We start from the raw sequence: 17371 nt of genomic DNA on the forward strand, positions 1-17371 counted from the left end.
CCTGGGCGCGCGCCGGACTTTCGTGCATTCTGGGCAAAAGACCGGAGGCCCCATGACCGAGATCCACATCCTCTCTGCCGCCCGCACCGCCATCGGCGGCTTCGGCGGCGCGCTTGCCACGCTGTCGCCCGTCGAGATCGCCACCCACGCCGCCCGCGCCGCACTGGACCGCGCGGGGGTCGAAGGCGCGCAGATCGGTCAGGTCGTGATGGGCCATGTCATCAACACCGAACCCCGCGACATGTATCTGTCGCGCGTCATGGCGATGAACGCGGGCATCCCCGAGACCACCCCGGCGATGAATGTCAACCGGCTGTGCGGCTCGGGCGCACAGGCCATCGTCTCGGCCGTGCAGGCACTCATGCTGGGCGACGCCGAACTGGCCCTGGCCGGGGGCGCGGAGTGCATGAGCCGCTCGCCCTACATCCTGCCCGCCGCCCGCTTCGGGCAGAAGATGGGCGACACCCGCGCGCTGGACATGATGACCGGCGCGCTGACCTGTCCCTTCGGCACCGGGCACATGGGTGTGACGGCCGAGAACGTGGCGGCGGCGCACGGGATCAGCCGCGAGGACCAGGACGCCTTCGCGCTGGAAAGCCAGACCCGTGCTGCCCGCGCCATTGCCGAGGGCCGGTTCACCGACCAGATCGTGCCGGTCGAGATCAACGGACGGAAAGGACCGGTGACTTTCGACACCGATGAACATCCGAAAACCACCAGCGCCGAGGCGCTGGCGGGCCTGCGCCCGGCCTTCCAGAAGGACGGCACGGTGACGGCGGGCAATGCCTCGGGCATCAACGACGGCGCGGCGGCGCTGGTCCTGTCGCGGTCCGACAGGGGCTCGCGCGCAAGGATCATGGGCCATGCGCTGGCGGGCGTGGACCCGAAGGTCATGGGTCTTGGCCCGATCCCGGCGGTGGAGGCGCTGTGCCGCAAGCTGGGGGTCACGCCGCAATCCTTCGACGTGGTGGAATCGAACGAGGCCTTCGCGGCCCAGGCGCTGGCCGTGTCGCGCGCGCTGGACCTTGACCCGGCACGGGTGAACCCGAACGGCGGGGCCATCGCGCTGGGCCACCCGGTCGGCGCCACTGGTGCGATCCTGGTGGTCAAGGCGCTGCACGAACTGGAGCGGACCGGCGGGCGCACTGCGCTGATCACCATGTGCATCGGCGGCGGGCAGGGGATCGCGCTGGCGATCGAACGCGCCTAGGCGATTTCCTCAAGGAAATCGCTTCGGAGCCTGCACAGGCTCCGGGCCGGAGTTTTCGAAAACTCCGGCGCTACCGCAGCTGCACCTGCACCCGGTCGGACCGGCCCTCGGCGTCGATCACGCTGAGGGTGACGAACCCCGCCCCGGGCAGCGCCAGCATCGCCTCGCGCGCCTCCGACCCGATGACGACGGGCACCCCGTCCGCCAGCCAGGTGAAGGGCGCCGTTCCGCCTGCAACCTTGACCTTCAGCCCCGAGGGCAGCCTTTCCACCTCGGCCCCGTCCGGCGGGAAGGCCACGGCCGGCGCATCGGCCGCGGGCCCGAAGGCCGCCTGCCGCGACCGGAACCGGCGCAGGGGCTGCGGCAGGTCGGCATTGGCGACTAGCAGCGTTGCGGCCGGTGCGGCGGGCTGCGGGTCCAGCTTGCGCTTCAGCCGGTTGAAGGCCTGGAACAGGATCGGCGCGGCCACATCCGCCCCGAAGGCCCCCGGCACCGGCGTGCCGTCCGCCCTTCCCATCCAGACCCCCACCACATGGCGCCCGTCATAGCCGATCGCCCAGGCGTCGCGGTGGCCGTAGGAGGTCCCCGTCTTGTAGGCCAGCCGGTTCGCGGGCGCCCCGGGCGGCGGGGCGAGGCCCCCCAGGATGTCGCCCACCTGCCAGGCCGCCACGGCCGAGACCAGCCGCTGCCCTTCCGGCCCTTCGGCCCCCAGTCGCCAGACCAGCGGGCGGGCCACGCCGCCACGCGCCAGCGCCGCATAAAGCTGCACCATGTCGGACAGCGTCACGCCCACCCCGCCCAGCGCGATCGCCAGCCCCGGCTGGTCGCCGGGATAGACCGGCTTCATCCCGGCCTTCTCCATCGCCGAGACCAGCCGCGCCGGTCCCATCGCCTCGGTCAGTTCGACCACCGGAATGTTGCGCGACAGCTGCAACGCCTCGCGCATCCGGATCGTCCCCAGGTAGAGCCGATCGAAGTTCTGCGGCGCATAGGTGCCGAAGCGCAGCGGCCGGTCATCGACCAGCGTCTCGGGATGGCCCAGGCCCTCGTCGAAGGCCAAAGCATAGACCAGCGGCTTCAGCGTCGAGCCGGGGCTGCGCAGGGCCTGGGTCATGTCCACGAAGCCCTGACGCAGATCGGCCTGATAGCCGGCCGAGCCGACGCTGGCCAGGATCTCGCCCGAGCCGTGCTCGGCCACCAGGATCGCCACCTGCAACCTTTCGCCCCGGTCCGCCACCGCCTCCTGCGCCAGGGTCTCCAGCGCCCGTTGCAGGTTGCGGTCAAGTGTCAGGCGGTGCGTGGCGGCCTGCGGCTGATCCGCGCGCGCGCGGTCGGCCAGATGCGGGGCCAACGCCGGGAACGGTTTGCGCAGGCCCGGCACCGGCTCCTGCCGCGCGGCGGCGGCCGTCTCCGGGTCAAGGACGCCCGCACCGACCGCCCGCGCGAGCACCCGGTTGCGCGCCGCCTCGGCCCGGTCGGCGGCGCGGTCGGGACGGCGGCTTTCAGGAGACTGGGGAATCGCGACCAGCAGCGTCGCCTCGGCCGGGGTCAGCCGCACGGGTTCCTTGCCGAAATAGCTGATCGCGGCGGCGCGGACGCCCTCGAGGTTGCCGCCGAAGGGGGCAAGATGCAGGTAAAGCTGCAATATCTGGTCCTTCGACAGCCGCCGCTCCAGCGCCAGCGCCACCCGCATCTGCCGCAGCTTGCCCGCGACTTCGCCGGTCGTGCCTTCCTCCAGCAGCCGCGCGACCTGCATCGTCAGCGTCGAGCCGCCCGAGACCACGCGCCCGTTCCACAGCGCCTGCGCCACCGCCCGCGCCAGGGAGCGCGGGTCCACCCCGGCATGGTCGCGGAAGCGGCGGTCCTCGTAGGCGATCAAGAGGCGCAGATACAGCGGGTCCACCCGGTCGGGCGGCAGGGCCAGGCGCCAGCGGCCATCGGCCACGGTATAGGCGCGCAGAAGGTCGCCCTTGCGGTCCAGCACCTCGACCGACATCTCGACGGCCAGGGGCGGCAAGATCGTCGCGTCGATCCATGCGTCGAACCGGTCGCGCCCCAGGGCCGAGATCCAGAGACCAAGCGCCAGGGCAAGAAACCAGCGCGCGCGCATCAGAAAACCCGTCCCGGGCCTGACCCGGGACCTCGCGCAGCGGCCAGAGGCCCCGGGTCAAGCCCGGGGCGGGTGAGCCCTGCCCCCCCCGACTGCCCTGCCGGGCGACGGACGAACGGCGCGCATGGTCCTGGCCGGTCCATCCCTAGTGCGTGATCGTCAACGTCCCGGTCGCGCTGCGCGCCCGGAAATCGGGGCGATACATGTCCTCGACCGAGGCCGCCGGGTGATGGAAGCTGCCGGGGCTGACCGCGCGCACGACATAGGCCAGGCGGAACGGCGCATCCGACCGCCAGTCCACCGCCGCAAGGAAGCGGTCCTGCCGGAACTCGGCATGGGCCACGTCCTGCATCGCGTCCAGCCAGCCGAGTTCGGAGGTCGCGCCGGCCGACATCAGGTTGGGATTGTCGATCTCCAGCCCCGCGGGCAGCGGATCGCTGACCATCAGCCGCGCCTCGCCATAGGCGAAGGGCGTCACCTCCAGCACCGTCACCAGCCGCGTGCCTGCCGCGACGCTCCCAGGGGCGACTTCCTGCCCGTCCATCGTGTAGTAGGTCCGGGTGATCGCATAGCCGTTGCCGCCCGCGGGTTCCGGCTCGGCGGGCACGCCGTAGGTCGTCACCGTGATCGTGGTGTCCGCCCCGTTGTTGCGCACCACGACCGGCGCCACCGCGCCTGCGTCCAGCACCCGCACCAGCGGGCCATCGGCCGGGGCGCCGTCGATCGTCACCCCCTCGGCACCCGGCCGGTCGATCAGCGCATTGGTCGCCAGCAGCGCCCAGGTCGCCTCTTGCGTGGACAGGTTGGTGCCCTGCGCCGCCAGCCGGTCGGTCAGCGCCTCGCGGTCCACCGCAGTCGAGCCGGCCTCGACCGCAAGCGTCAGCAGCGCCGCCGTGTCGCGGTAGGGGGTGCCGTAGTCCACCCGCCAGACCTGGCCCTGTTCCGGCGCCTGCGACGCCATCTTCGCCGCTGCCTTGCGGAACATCGCATCCGCCCGCGGCTGGTCACCATACGAGGCCAGCGCCGCCGCCAGTTGCGCCTGCGCCAGCGGCGTTGCGAAATCGTCGCCCTTCACATCGGCATAGTAGCGCAGGTCGCCCACCGCCGCCGCGCCTTCGCGCGCCAGCACCATCAGCGCATAGGCCAGCGCCTCGCCGCCGCCGTTCGTCGCGGCGCTGAAGTCCGGCGCATAGTTCACCTGGTTGCGCAGGTTCTCGAGCGCGCTGCGGAAGGCCACCTCCGGCACCTGATAGCCCTGCGCCCTTGCCCGGCTGAGGAAATCGGTGACATAGGCGTCCAGCCAGAGATCGCCATCCGCCGGCCCCCAAAGCCCGAAGCCGCCGTTCGCCGACTGGTTGGCCAGGATCTCGACCAAGGCCTGGTCGATCCGGGTCCGGATGTTCTCAGCCCCCTGGAGGTCCATCACACGCGCCACCTGATCGAAATACAAAAGCGGCAGCGCCTTCGAGGTCATCTGCTCGGTGCAGCCGTAGGGATAGCGGTCCAGCGCCGCCAGAAGACCCGGCGCATTCAGCCGCGCGATGGGACCGACCGCCATCACCGCCTTGCCCGAACCCGGCACCAGCCCGGCAAAGACCTCGCCGTCGAAGGTGAAGCTCTGGCCCGAGGCCAGCTCCATCCGGCTGATCCGCGCGACTTCCGGGTCGTTGACCTGCACCGGGATGGTCAGCGTCTTCTTCAGCACCTTGCCGTCGGGCGTGGTCAGGCGGATGTCGATGGTCCGGATGCCTGCATCCCCCGCCGTGACCGGCACCTCGAACACCGCCTTGGCCTTCTCGCCCAGGTCAAAGCCCGAGGGCACCGGACCCAGTGTCAGGCCGTTCGCCGTCACGTCCAGGCTCATCCGCCCAGAAGGCCCGGTGGCATGGACCACTTCAAGCAGCAGGCGGCTGGTATCGCCCGGCGACAGGAAGCGGGGCAGCGAGGCCGTCACGACCACCGGATCGCGCACCAGCACATCGGCACTGGCCTGCCCGACCCCGGTCTTCGACCAGGCCACCGCCATCACCTTCACCGTGCCGTTGAAGCTTGGCAGGTCGAAGGAGGTGCGCGCATAGCCGTCAGCGCCCATTTCCAGCGGGCCGGTGAAATAGGCCACCAGCTCTTCCGTCGGAGGCGGCGCCTGCAACCGCGCCTGCGCCCCCGCATCGCCGCCCGACCGCACCTCGCCCGTGGCGCCGTTCAGCCCGTCGATCAGGCGACCGTAGATGTCCCGGATGCCTACGCCCAGCCGCCGCTGGCCGAAATAGTGGTCCTGCGGATCGGGCGCCTTGAACCCGGTCAGGTTCAGGATGCCCAGATCCACGGCGGCGATGGTGACATAGGCTGTCTCGCCCGCCGTGATCCCATCCACCTTCACCGCCACGTCCAGAGGCCCGCGCGGCGCGGCCTCGGCGGCCACCTCGACCGACGCCGCCAGCGCCCGCGCGCCCGGGTCGATCCTCGCATGAGTCAGCCCCAGCGCCCGGGCCGGGTTGCGCCCCGCCGCCACGTCCATCGGCCGCAGGACCGAGGCCGTGACATAGACCCCCGCGCCCCAGTCGTCGGTCACGGGCAGCCGGATCAGGTTCTCGCCCTCGGTCACCTCGACCGCCTGCATCGCGATCAGCCGGTTCGACAGCACCGTCACCAGCGCCGTCCCCGCCGCCCGCGGCACGACGCGCAGCGTGGCCGTCTCGCCGGGGCGATAGGCGGGCTTGTCCAGCGAGAGTTCCAGCGTATCAGGCGTGGCCGAGGCATCGGCAGGGGCATACCAGCCGGCATAGAAGGCCATCGACGCACCCGCCCTGCCGCCGTCGGCCCGTTCCACCACGATCTCGTAGCTGCCCCAGGTCACATCGGCGGCGATCTCCACCGGCTGCGCCCCGGCTGCGGCCGTGCCCTCGGCCACCAGCTGCCGCGTCACCACCGGCTCCCAGCGCCAGTCGCCGAAGCTTTGATACCACTGGTAGTCGTACTGCACCCGGCTGACCTTCCAGCGCAGCGGCAGATCGACCGGCGCCTCGCCGGGACCGACCGCGATCAGCTGGAACCGCGCCGCGCCGCCCTCGGGCGCCACGCCGTCGAACAGGGGCTTGATGCCGATCATCGGCTCGGAAGGCGACAGCGCCCGCACGACCGACCGTTCGACCGGGCGGCCCGAGCCCTCGGCGACCCGCACCGTCACCCGCGCCTCCAGCGGGCGGAACGGGGCATCGACCTGCGGCAGATAGACCGGCAGGATGGCTACGCCCTCCGCGTCGGTCTCGGCCCCGTCCAGCGCGGCCATCTGGGCGCTGAAGGGCTGGTCGTGACGGCCGAAGACATAGCCGGGGAACCTCGCCAGCCCGTTTGCCGCGCGCAGCAGCACCTCGCCCTCAACCGCCAGCCCCGCCCCCGGCGCGCCGAACAGATAGCGCGCGGCAAGCGTCAGATCGACCGGATCCGCGCCCAGCGCCAGCGGCGCATCTGACAGCGACAGGTCGAAGTCGATGCGTTCGGGCAGGAAATCCTCGACCAGAAAGGTCTTCGCGGCCAGGGCCGGGGCCTTCACGTCGGCGAACAGCTCCAGCCGCCAGACCCCGCGCGGCGCCGAGCCGGCGATGGGCAGGCTGAACACATGCCCGCCCGCCCCCCGGTCCTCGACCAGCTGGCGCGAATATTCCACCCCGTCGGGGCGTTTCAGCACCGCCGTCAGCGGCAGGCCCTCGACCGCCTTCTGTTCGGGGTCGCGCGCCAGCGCGGTGACATAGACCGTCTCGCCCGCCCGATAGGCGCCGCGATCGGTCGTGACGAAGACATCCACCGGCGGGGCCGCCTCACGCCCTTCCACCCCGCGGTCCGACAGGTCGAACTCGGGGTCGGTCAGCGACAGGAAGGCGATGTCCTCGGCCCCGTCCTTCACCACGACCATCGCCGGGGCCGACCCGCCCGTGCCGCGCGTCAGACCCGCGTCAAAGCGGGCATAGCCCTGCGCGTCGGTCGTCGCCGTGCCCAGCACCGCATTCGCGCGGTTCAGAAGCTCGACCGTCACCCCCGGCTTCGCCGCCGCCGTCCCCAGGCTGCGGACAAAGACATGCAACCCGTCCACCCCTGACATCGTGGTCACGCCCAGGTCCGAGATCACGAACCACTGCCAGCCGGGCGGTATGGCGTAGGGATCCGCCCCCGGCACCTCCGCCTTCAGCGCGTAGATTCCGACCGGCAGGCCCTCCAGCGCCGCGCCCAGCGGCAGCCGCGTGGTGACGTCGCGGTTCACCTCTTGCGCGACGGTGGCCGTCCCGGTCCACAGCATCTCGCCCACAGTGTCGGCGAACTGTTCCTCGGAATAGACGTTGATCGGCGCGCCGAAGTAATAGTCCTGGATCGAGCGCAGCAGGTTGCGGTCGGTGACGCGGTACAGCGTCAGGTCCAGCTTTTCGGTATTGACGGTCTGCACCGGCAGCGCGGCCTCGCCCGCCCTGGGCAGCACATAGCCGCGCCCCGGGAACTTGACGCCGGGATTGCGGTCGCGGACATATTGCGTGATCTCGACCGATTTCGCCATGACCTGCCCGTCCGCCGCCGGCAGGCCTTCGCGGAAGGTGATGCTGTAGCGCTTGCCGTGTTCCAGCCCGGCGACACAGAGCTGCCGCCAGCCGCCGGTCTCGACCACCAGTCCGGGGTCCTTCAGCTGCACGAAGGTGGAATAATCCACCCCCGAGGCCACCAGATCCTCGGTGAAGGTCGCGCAGATGCGCGGGCGGGCCAGGTCGGACTGCACCTCGGTCTCGCTGATGCGGAAGCCGTATTTGCCGATCGCCTCCTCCAGGGCCGCCGCCGTGTCGGTCCGGTTCTGCAAGGACTGCGCCAGCCGCAGCGCCTGCACCGTGTCGCGGCCACGACCGTTGCGCTCCAGCACATCGGCCATCGTCAACAGGATCGTGTGGCGCAGCGCCGGATTTTCCGCGCGCAGGTAGCCGTTCACCGAGGACAGCATCGCCTGATAGAAGAAATAGCCCGACTGGTTCGGGTCGGCCTTCCCGGCCTCGAGCTGGCGCCGCGCGAATTCGGCCCAGGTCGCGGCGTCATCGGTCCGGTTGAGGGCTGCCCCGGTGAAGGCCGCAGCCCCCGCCCAGTCGCCCCGCGCCTCGGCCTCGTCGGCCGCCGCCAGATGCTCGGCCGCGCTCCACGGCCCGGTGATGTGCTGCCGACCCAGCCCCTGCGCCTGGTCGAAGGCGGGCTGGATGTCCCAGTCGGGCAGGAAGCCCAGCTCCTTCCGTCGGTCCGCCGCCGCGGCGCGCAACACCGGGTCCGCCGCCACCACCCGCGCCGACAGCGCCCCGGCGAAGAAGGTGGCCGCGCCGGGGCTGTTCTTCACGAAGCAGGCGCCGTTGCGGGTGTTGAACACCAGCGCCTCGCAGCGCGGGTTGGTCAGGCAGGCGCGCTCGCAGGCTTCGACCGTGGTATCGAAGATCGAGGCGATGTCGCCCCCCGGCAGGTCCTCGTCCTGGGTGACGATGAAGCGCCGTTCGGGAATCAGGTCCTGCGCCAGCGCACCGCCCGCAACCCCAAGAAATGCCGCCGCCACCGCAGCTTTCGCAAACCCGCGCATCGAAATTGCCTCCCTGACCGATTGACCCGAATGTCGCACGCCATACCCCGGAGTCGCAAGCGCGCGCAAACCGCTTTTGCGTTAAGCCTTGGTTCATCCTGATCGGCGAGGCTAGTCGCGAATACCGGATGTGCGGGGGGTCCCCGCCGTCGGGCGCAGGATGTGAATCGCCGGCTGGGGCAGCATGGATCTTACCGAAAGACTGGTCAGGGAACGGCGCGCAAGGCTGGCCGCCGAAAGGCTCTTGGACCAGAAAAGCCGCGAACTGCATGCGGCGAACGAAAAGCTTGCCATCCACGCCCGCGCGCTGTCCGACCAGATCGTCGAACAGCGCCAGGCGGTGAAGTCCGCCCTGACCGAAGCCGAGCTTCTGAAGCACCAGAACTCCCGCTTTGTCGAGGATCTGGACCGCGCCCACACGGCGGCGGTGATGGCCGAACGCCGGCTGTGGGACGCGATCAATACGATCCGCGATGGCTTTGCCGTCTTCGACGCCGACATGAAGCTTGTCCTTGCCAATGATTCCTGCATGGCCTGGTTCGCGGGTCACCCGGTCGCCCCTGGCATTTCCTATGTCGAAATGGCGGGGATCTTCGCCCGCAACATGCTCGACCTCGGCGAGGAAACGCCCGAGTCCTTCACCGCCCGCATGCAGGCGCGGCTTGAGACTGACCGCATCGAACCCGTGACCCTGAAGCTGAAGACCGGCAACTGGATCAAGGTGCAGGAACGGCGGGGCAACGACGGCGGGCTGGTCTCGCTGATCATCGATATCACCGAACAGATGCGCATCTGGGCCGCGATCGACGTGCTGCCCGACGCCTTTGTCCTATTCGACAGGGAGGAACGGCTCTTGGCCTGCAATCAGCGTTACCGCGAAATGTTCCCCGACAGCGCGCCCATCATGCAACCGGGCGTCACCTTCGAGGATCTTCTGCGCCACGGGCTGAAGAACGCCCATGTTCCCGAGGCCGTGGGGCGCGAGGAGGAGTGGCTTGCCGACCGGCTGGCCCATTTCCGCGCCGCCGACACCATTGCCGAGAACCGGCTGGCCAATGGCCGGGTGATCCTGGAATCGGACCATGTCACCCCCGACGGCGGCCGCGTCGGCCTGCGCACCGACATCACCGCCATCCGCGAACAGCAGGCCCAGCTGGAAGCCGCGCGCAACGCCGCCGAGGCCGCGAACCGCGCGAAATCGGCCTTCCTGGCCAACATGAGCCACGAGATCCGCACGCCCATGAACGGCGTGGTCGGCATGGCGGAACTGTTGTGCGACACCGCGCTGACGGAAGAACAGCGGCTTTTCGCCGAAACCATCCGCTCTTCGGGCGAGGCGCTTCTGGTCATCATCAACGACATCCTCGACTATTCCAAGATCGAGGCGGAGCGGCTGACGCTGCGTCCCGAACCCTTCGATCTGGAACGCACCATCCACGAGGTGACGATGCTTCTGCAACCGCGCGCGCGGGAAAAGGGCATCGACCTGATGATCGATTTCGACATGTTCCTGCCTACGCGCTATGTGGCCGATCCGGGCCGGCTGCGGCAGGTGCTGACGAACCTGATCGGCAATGCGGTCAAGTTCACCGAGAAGGGCCATGTCCTGACCCGCGTCGTCGGCGTCGAGGCCGAGGACGGGTCGCAGACCCTGCATGTCACGGTCGAAGACAGTGGGATCGGCATCGCGCCCGACTACCTCGACCACATCTTCGGCGAATTCAACCAGGTCGAGGACGAACGCAACCGCAAGTTCGAAGGCACGGGCCTGGGCCTGGCCATCACCCGCCGCCTGATCGAACACATGGGCGGCGCGGTCTGGGTGGACAGCGAGCCGGGCAAGGGCTCGTCCTTCGGTTTCCGCGTCACCCTGCCGGTGGCCGAGGATGCCGGTCCGGTCCAGGTGCCGGTCGCCGTCCGCCGGGTGATCGCGGTGGATGACCAGTTCATCAACCGCACCATCCTGGAACGCCAGCTTGCCCCCTGCGGCATCGAGGTCACGCTCTGCCGGTCCGGCGCCGAGGTGATGGAGCGCCTCGCCGCCGACGCCGACTACGACGTGGTGCTGACCGACCACGCCATGCCCGAAATGGACGGGGTGCAGTTGCTGGACAGCATCCGCACCGCCGGCCACGCGATGCCGGTGATCCTGCTGTCCTCGAACCCCACCGGCCTTGGCGCCCATGCCCATGATTTCGCGGCGATCCTCCAGAAACCGATCCTGCGGTCGGACCTCTACCGGCACCTCCAGGCCCTGACGGCACCGCCGGCAGCGACCGAAGAACCCGCGCCCCCGGCTGCCGCGGCAGACCGGCGCCAGATGCGTGTGCTGGCCGCCGAAGACAACCGGACGAACCAGCTCGTCTTCCAGAAGATGGTGCGCGAGATGGACATCGACCTGCGCTTCGCCGACAACGGCCGCATCGCGGTCGAGATGTATCACGACTTCCGGCCCGACCTTGTGTTCATGGACATCTCGATGCCCGAAATGGACGGGAAAGAGGCCGCCCGCACCCTCCGCGCCTCGGGTGCTGCCGTTCCGATCGTCGCGCTGACCGCCCATGCCATGGACGGCGACGCCGCGGGCATCCTTGCCGCCGGGATCGACCGCTACCTGACCAAGCCCCTGCGCAAGACGGCGATCGAGGCCGCCCTGGCCGAGTTCTGCCCGCCGGACGCCCGCCCGCCCGTCGCCACGCCCGTCGCGCCCCCCGCCGAGGATGCCGCCTGACCCGGGCGCCGCGCCCGGGGCTGGCGCCTCTCCGTCGCAAGACGACATCAATCGGCCCCGGGCCGACTTCCGAAATATGCTCGGGTGTGTGTGGGGGGCGAAGCGCCCGGACGGCCAGGACGCATCGCGCGGCCCGCGCCAGAGGCAGGACAAGGCAGCTTCGCGCCTCAGTGCTCAGTCTGAACGCCACCGGTCCCGGGGACCTCCGTCGGAAAGTCTTTCCAGACCGTTAACGTCCACAACAAAACCATTGATTTCTTTTGAACCGGAAAGGTGCCCACACGCGGGCAGCCCGCGTTCACCCGTCCCGCAGCACCGCCAGGAAGGCCGCGCCGAAGCGTTCGACCTTCTGCTCTCCCATGCCCTGGATCGCCTGCAACTCGCCCAGCGTCGAAGGCCGCCGCTCGGCGATGGCCCGCAGCGTGGAATGGGTGCAGGTCAGATACTTCCCCGTCCCGTCCTCGCCCCGCGCCAGCGCCAGCTGGACCTCGGCCAGCCGGTCGAACAGCGCGCCCTCGGGTCGGCCCGCCAGCTTCAGCCGCGCCGGATGCAGCCCCTCTGCCGCGCCGGTGATGACCTCCAGAAAGGCCGCGCCATAGCTTTCCAGCTTGCGCGCCCCGACCCCGGTGATCCCCGCCATCTGGTCCAGGGTCGCGGGCTTCCTCTCTGCCATCTCGATCAGCGTCCTGTCCGGGAAGACCACATAGGCCGGCACGTTCTGCGCCTCGGCCAGCGCCCGCCGCTTGGCCTTCAGCAGCGCCAGCAGCCCCAGATCCTCGTCCGCCACCTGCGCCCGTATTACCGGCTCCCGCTCTCCTGCGGCGACCACCGTGTCGCGGCGCAGGGTCACGGAGACCTCGCCCCGCAGCACCGGCCGCGCCGCCTCGGTCATCCGCAGCGCGCCGTGCCGGTCGGCGTCGGGACGGACGAGATCGCGGCCCATCATCTGCCGGAAGACCGCCCCCCAGGCAGGTTTCGACAGGTCGCGCCCCACGGCGAAGGTCGGCAGCCGGTCATGCCCCTTCTCCCGCACCTTGGGCGTGGCCGTTCCGGTCAGGATGTCGATCAGATGCCCCGCCCCGAACCATTCCCCGGTCCGCAGGATCGCCGACAGAGCCTTCCGCACCGCCTCGGTCGCATCGAACAGCTGCGCCGGGCGGTCGCAGAGATCGCAGTTGCCGCAAGGCTCGGCCGCCTCGCCGAAATAGCCCAGCAGCACCTGCCGGCGACAGCCCAGTGCCTCGGCAAGACCCAGAAGCGCGTTCAGCCGGGCGTGATCGGCGGCCTTGCGGTCGGGCGGCGCGGCCCCCTCGTCGATCTGGCTGCGCCGCAGGCGGATGTCGTCGGGGCCATAGAGTGTCATCGTCTCGGCCGGAGACCCATCCCGCCCCGCGCGGCCGATTTCCTGATAATAGGCCTCGATCGACTTCGGCAGGTCGGCATGGGCCACCCAGCGGATGTCGGGCTTGTCGATCCCCATCCCGAAGGCGATCGTCGCCACCACGATCAACCCGTCCTCGCGCTGGAAGCGGGTCTCGACCTGCCGCCGCTCCTCGGCCTCCATCCCGCCGTGATAGGCCACCGCCTCGTGCCGCGCCTCGCGCAAGGCCTGGGCCAGCGTCTCGGTCTTGGCCCGCGTCGCGCAGTAGACGATGCCGGACTGCCCCCGCCGCGCCCCGGCAAAGCGCAGGATCTGCTCACGCGGCTTGTCCTTGACCGCAAAGGCCAGGTGGATATTCGGCCGGTCGAAGCCGCGCAGGAAGGTGACCGGGGCCTCGCCGTCGAACAGTCGGGTGACGATCTCTGCCCGGGTCTCTTCGTCCGCCGTGGCGGTGAAGGCGGCCAGAGGCACCCGCAGCGCCCGGCGCAGTTCGCCGATGCGCAGGTAATCGGGGCGAAAGTCGTGGCCCCATTGGCTGACGCAATGCGCCTCGTCCACCGCGATCAGGCTGCATTTCGCCCGCCGCAGGAGCGCCAGCGCCCCGCCCGAGGCCAGCCGTTCCGGCGCCATGTACAGCAGCTTCAGCCGACCCTTGTCGATGGCCTGAAAGACCTCTTCCGTCTCCTCTCCGGTATTGCCCGAGGTCAGCGCCCCGGCCTCCACCCCCGCCGCGCGAAGCGCGCGCACCTGGTCGCGCATCAGGGCGATCAGCGGGGAAATGACGACCGTCACCCCTTCCCTGCACAAGGCAGGCAACTGGAAACACAGGGATTTTCCCCCACCCGTCGGCATGATGGCCAGCGTGTTCCGGCCCTGAAGAACGGATCGCACGATCTCGGCCTGGCCGGGACGGAACGCCGGAAAGCCGAAGACGGAGTGCAGAAGCTCGGCCGCGCGGTCCAAGGGTCAGGCCTGGATCAGAGGAAGACCGCCACATTGTTGCGCAGGATGATTTCCAGCGCGTAAATGCCGATCAGCACCACCAGGGGCGACAGGTCGATCCCGCCCATCGGCGGCAGGATGCGGCGGATGGGGGCGTAAAGCGGCTCCAGCAGGCGGGACAGCCCGTACCAGATCTGCGCCACCAGCGGCTGGCGGATGTTCAGCACCTGGAAGCTGATGAGCCAGCTCATGATGAAATGCGCAAGTATGAGGAACTTGGCCACACTCAGGATCAGCATCAGGATCTGGTAAAGCGAGGTCATCGGGCGCTCCGTCTGGTGTGCGCCACAGGTAGCGGGCGGGGCGGCGAAGGGCAATGCTTTCCGCAGCGTTCCGCTTGACGCGGGCGGCAGGGCAGGCAAGTCACGTCGGGAAAGCGGAGTCGGCCGATGTATCCCTTCCTGCGCATGTTCAAAGAGATGGCCCGGGCCAGCCGGATGCCACCGCTCGGACTGTTCGACACCCATGTCAGCCATCACCTGTGCTGGCCCTGGGACCTGGACCCCTGGGTCGAGCTGAACAATGGCCGCACGCTGACGCTCTATGACCTCGGCCGCCTGCCGCTGGGCGCCCGGACCGGGCTGCACCGGGTGCTGAAGGCGAAGGGCTGGGGGATGACCGTCGCCGGGTCCTCGGTGCGCTACCGGCGCCGGGTGACGATGTTTGCCCGGATCACGACCTACAGCCGCTGTCTGGGCTGGGACGAACGGTTCCTTTACACCGAACAGTCGATGTGGACGGGCGGGGAATGCGCCTCGCAGGTGCTGATCCGCTCGGCCGTCGTGGGCAGCGCGATGGGCGCGCGAACCGGGATCGTGCCGCCGTCGGAACTGGCCGTGGCCCTTGGCGCCGCGCCCGAAAGCCCGGAGCTGCCGGACTGGGTCAAGGCCTGGATCGCGGCCGAAGCCACCCGCCCCTGGCCGCCCGAAGGCCCCGGAAGGCTCGGCGCTTCCTGACGGCCGCTTCTCGCCAGGCGGCCCGGCGATGAGCAAGCGGCAGCGCCGCGAAGAGCCGTCCCTTGCGCGAGGCCGGGTTTCCGGGTTCACTTTGCCGAAAGGCAGGGGGCAGGCATGGCAAGCGCGCGGCAGCGGATCTGGGGCTGGTATTTCTTCGACTGGGCCAGCCAGCCCTACAACACGCTTCTTCTGACCTTCATCTTCGGCCCCTATTTCGCCGAGGTCGCCCGCGGCCATTTCATGGGCACCGGAATGGACGAAGAGGCCGCAAAGGCCGCCGCCCAGGCCTATTGGGGCTGGGGGCTGGCCGTCGCCTCCTTCACCATCGCCATCCTCGCCCCGATCCTGGGCGCCATCGCCGACGGCACCGGGCGGCGGCTGGTCTGGGTCTGGACCTTCTCGGCCTTCTACGTCGTCGGCTCCTGGGGGCTGTGGTGGGTGGCGCCCGGTGGTGGCGAGGCGATGCTGTTCTGGGCGGTCTGCCTGTTCGGCATCGGCTTCATCGGGATGGAGTTCGCAACGATCTTCACCAATGCGCTGATGCCCTCGCTGACCCAGGCCGACGATCTGGGGGCGATCTCCGGCTCTGGCTTTGCCTTCGGCTATCTCGGCGGGCTGCTGGCCCTGATCGTCATGCTTCTGTTCTTCGCGGAAGGCGCCGACAGCGGCAGGACGCTTCTGGGCACGCAGCCCCTGTTCGGCCTCGACCCCGAGGCGCGCGAAGGCACGCGCTTTGTCGGGCCGTTCACCGCGCTGTGGTATGCGGTCTTCATGATCCCCTTCTTCCTCTGGGTGAAGGAACCGCACACCGATCGCCGGCCGCTGCACCTGGGCCGGGCCTTCGCCAGTCTGAAGGACCTGATCCTGTCGCTGCGCTATCGCAAAAGCCTGTCGGCCTATCTGGCCTCATCCCTGTTCTACCGCGACGCGCTGAACGCGCTGTACGGCTTCGGCGGGGTCTATGCCTCGGGCGTGCTGGGCTGGTCGATCATCCAGATCGGCATCTTCGGGATCGTCGGCGCCGTTACCGCGATGGTCGCGGCCTGGATCGGCGGGCGGGCGGACCGCGCCTTCGGGCCGAAGCCGGTGATCTCGGGCTCGATCCTGGTGCTGATCCTCGTCTGCCTGATCATCGTCGGCATGAGCCGCGAAAGCCTCTGGGGCATCGCGATGGATCCGGCATCGCGCCTGTCGGACCAGATCTTCTTCGCCTGCGGGGCGCTGATCGGCGCGGCGGGCGGGACCTTGCAGGCGGCCTCCCGCACCATGATGGCCCGCCACACCACCCCCGACCGCGCGACCGAGGCCTTCGGCCTGTTCGCGCTGTCGGGCAAGGTCGCCAGCTTCATGGCCCCGGCGCTGATCGCGCTGGCCACGACGATCAGCGGATCGCAGCGGATCGGCATTGCTCCGCTGGTTGTGTTGTTCCTGATCGGCCTTCTTCTGCTAAGATTCGTCAAACCGAAAGGCGAGATGCCCGCATGACCCTCATCCGCATCGTCCTGTTGACCTGCCTGCTGGCCGCCCCTGCCCAGGCCGAGAAACTGGCCAACAAGCTGTTCGGGGCGAAGGCTGCCCCCTCGCGGCAGGATGCGATGCCGATCGGGTCCTATGCCCGGGGATGTGCGGCCGGGCTGGTGGAACTGCCGGAGAGCGGCCCGACCTGGCAGGCGATGCGCCTGTCTCGCAACCGCAACTGGGGCCATCCGGTGACGGTGCAGTTCCTGATGGACCTGTCGCAGACCGCGCGCGACATCGGTTTCGGCAGGGGCCTCTACATCGGCGACATCAGCCAGCCGCGCGGCGGTCCGATGACCAGCGGCCATGCCAGCCACCAGATCGGACTGGACGCCGATATCTGGATGCTGCCGCCGCAAAGCCTGACCCTCAGCGTCGCCGCGCGCGAGGACATCAGCTCGATCCCGGTGCGGTCGGCCGACCAGCGGTCTGTGACCGAGAACTGGACCAGGGTCCACCACCGCCTGCTGAAAGAGGCCGCAAGCGACCCCCGCGTGGACCGCATCTTCGTGGCCGCGGCGGTCAAGATCGAGATGTGCAAGACCGCCAGGAAATCCGACAAGGCCTGGTTGCAGAAGATCCGCCCCGTCGCCGGCCACGACACCCATTTCCACGTCCGCCTGAAATGCCCCAGGGGTGCCCGCCTGTGCGAGACGCAGACCCCCACAGTGGACGAATTGTCCAAGGGCGGCGACGGCTGCGACGAGACGTTGATGTGGTGGGTGACCGATTACCTGAACCCGCCGAAATCCGATGGCAAGAAGCCGAAGGACGAGGATGCGCCCAGAAAGAAGCACCCGCGCGAATTCACCATGGCCGACCTGCCGAAACAGTGTCAGGCGGTGCTTGCCTCGGACTGAGGTTGACGGC

Annotated in this window: 9 protein-coding genes; 5 read left to right on the forward strand and 4 right to left on the reverse strand. The window is 69.5% G+C overall.

The features are described 5' to 3' along the window. Window positions 1–52 precede the first annotated feature (52 nt). Entirely contained in the window at window positions 53–1210 is a 1158-nt protein-coding gene (bktB, locus tag G8O29_RS14275) for a beta-ketothiolase BktB (RefSeq protein WP_166403904.1), read from the forward strand. A gap of 70 nt (window positions 1211–1280) precedes the next feature. On the opposite strand, the gene pbpC is transcribed toward bktB, so the two are convergent. Together pbpC and G8O29_RS14285 are read right to left on the reverse strand one after the other, a co-directional pair. Next, window positions 1281–3323, reverse strand: a complete 2043-nt coding sequence (gene pbpC / locus G8O29_RS14280; RefSeq protein WP_166403928.1) for a penicillin-binding protein 1C — start codon at window positions 3321–3323, stop codon at window positions 1281–1283. 142 nt (window positions 3324–3465) lie between these two features. Continuing rightward, entirely contained in the window at window positions 3466–8913 is a 5448-nt protein-coding gene (locus G8O29_RS14285) for an alpha-2-macroglobulin family protein (protein WP_166403905.1), read from the reverse strand. Window positions 8914–9097: 184 nt separating this feature from the next. On the opposite strand from G8O29_RS14285, the gene G8O29_RS14290 reads away from it, so the two are divergent. Next, window positions 9098–11644: a hybrid sensor histidine kinase/response regulator gene (locus tag G8O29_RS14290; protein WP_166403906.1), complete on the forward strand. Its 2547-nt coding sequence runs from the start codon at window positions 9098–9100 to the stop codon at window positions 11642–11644. A gap of 298 nt (window positions 11645–11942) precedes the next feature. Here the strand turns inward: G8O29_RS14290 and recQ are convergent, their stop codons facing one another. Next, a complete protein-coding gene (gene recQ, locus G8O29_RS14295; protein ID WP_166403907.1) occupies window positions 11943–13988 on the reverse strand; it encodes a DNA helicase RecQ in 2046 nt (681 codons plus the stop codon). Window positions 13989–14002: 14 nt separating this feature from the next. Further along, window positions 14003–14290, reverse strand: a complete 288-nt coding sequence (locus tag G8O29_RS14300) for a YggT family protein (protein WP_166403908.1) — start codon at window positions 14288–14290, stop codon at window positions 14003–14005. A 126-nt stretch (window positions 14291–14416) separates the two neighbouring features. Between G8O29_RS14300 and G8O29_RS14305 the strand changes: the two genes are divergently transcribed. The 3 genes from G8O29_RS14305 to mepA all read left to right on the forward strand — a co-directional run bounded on the left by G8O29_RS14305 (window position 14417) and on the right by mepA (window position 17361). After that, on the forward strand, window positions 14417–14983 hold the full coding sequence (locus tag G8O29_RS14305) for a thioesterase family protein (protein WP_166403909.1): 567 nt from the start codon (window positions 14417–14419) through the stop codon (window positions 14981–14983). 114 nt (window positions 14984–15097) lie between these two features. Continuing rightward, on the forward strand, window positions 15098–16468 hold the full coding sequence (locus G8O29_RS14310; protein ID WP_166403910.1) for an MFS transporter: 1371 nt from the start codon (window positions 15098–15100) through the stop codon (window positions 16466–16468). Beyond that, a complete protein-coding gene (gene mepA / locus G8O29_RS14315; protein WP_166403911.1) occupies window positions 16465–17361 on the forward strand; it encodes a penicillin-insensitive murein endopeptidase in 897 nt (298 codons plus the stop codon). The genes G8O29_RS14310 and mepA overlap by 4 nt, the downstream gene beginning before the upstream one ends. Window positions 17362–17371: the final 10 nt, after the last annotated feature.

This window comes from Rhodobacter calidifons (assembly GCF_011174775.1).
Lineage (GTDB): Bacteria > Pseudomonadota > Alphaproteobacteria > Rhodobacterales > Rhodobacteraceae > Tabrizicola > Tabrizicola calidifons.